General features: G+C 68.7%; 1 protein-coding gene. It reads left to right on the top strand.

The genetic code is table 11. The features are described 5' to 3' along the window. On the top strand, nt 1-1312 hold a 1312-nt coding region (gene hydA, locus MMF94_RS43095; protein WP_241043285.1), incomplete at both ends, for a dihydropyrimidinase.

Genomic DNA, 1312 nt, shown 5'->3' on the forward strand with positions numbered 1-1312 from the left:
GACAGTGATCCGGAACGGTCTGGTCATCACCGCCGCCGACGAGATCGCGGCGGATGTCCTGGTGGACGGGGAGGCGGTGGTGGCGCTGGCCGCGACCGGTTCGGCGGTCGCGCAGGGCTGGAACGCCGCCACCATCATCGACGCGTCCGGGATGTATGTCGTGCCGGGCGGGGTCGACGCGCACACCCACATGGAGATGCCGTTCGGCGGCACCTACGCGGCCGACACGTTCGAGACGGGCACCCGGGCCGCAGCGTGGGGTGGCACCACGACGATCGTGGACTTCGCCATCCAGCAAGTAGGCGGCTCGCTGCGGGAAGGCCTCGACGCCTGGCACGCCAAGGCCGACGGCAACTGCGCCATCGACTACGCGTTCCACATGATCATGGCCGACGTCAACGAGGGCTCGGTCAAGGAGATGGAGGCCCTCGTCGGTGAGGGGGTCACCAGCTTCAAGCTCTTCATGGCCTACCCCGGTGTCTTCTACAGCGACGACGGGAAGATCCTGCGCGCGCTGCAGAAGGGCGCCGAGACCGGTGGCCTGGTGATGATGCATGCCGAGAACGGCATCGCGATCGACGTGCTGGTGGAGCAGGCCCTGGCGAAGGGCCACACCGATCCGCGCTACCACGGCGAGGTGCGCCACGCGCTGCTCGAGGCCGAGGCCACCCACCGCGCGATCAAGCTGGCGCAGGTGGCCGGCGCGCCGATCTACATCGTCCACCTCTCCGCCGCCCAGGCACTCGCGCAGGTCAGCGCGGCACGCGACGAGGGCTACAACGCCTTCGCCGAAACCTGCCCGCAGTACCTGTTCCTCTCCACCGACGACCTCGGCACACCCGGCTTCGAAGGCGCCAAATACGTCTGCTCCACCCCCCTGCGCCCGGCCGAGCACCAGGCGGCGCTGTGGCGGGGCCTACGCACCGACGACCTCTCGATCGTCTCCACCGACCACTGCCCGTTCTGTTTCAAGGGGCAGAAGGAGATGGGGATCGGCGACTTCTCCAAGATCCCCAACGGCCTACCCGGCGTCGAAACCCGGATGGACCTGCTGCACCAGGGCGTGGTCGAGGGCCACATCTCCCGCAAGCGCTGGATCGAGATCGCCTGCGCCACCCCGGCACGAATGTTCGGACTCTACCCGCGCAAGGGCACGATCACCCCCGGCGCCGACGCCGACATCGTGCTCTACGACCCGAACACCACCCAGGTGCACTCCGCCGCAACACACCACATGGCCGTCGACTACTCCTGCTACGAGGGCCGCGAGACCACCGGCAAGGTGCACACCGTGCTCTCCCGCGGCCGCGTC

This window comes from Pseudonocardia alaniniphila (assembly GCF_022524485.1).
Classification (GTDB): domain Bacteria; phylum Actinomycetota; class Actinomycetes; order Mycobacteriales; family Pseudonocardiaceae; genus Pseudonocardia; species Pseudonocardia alaniniphila.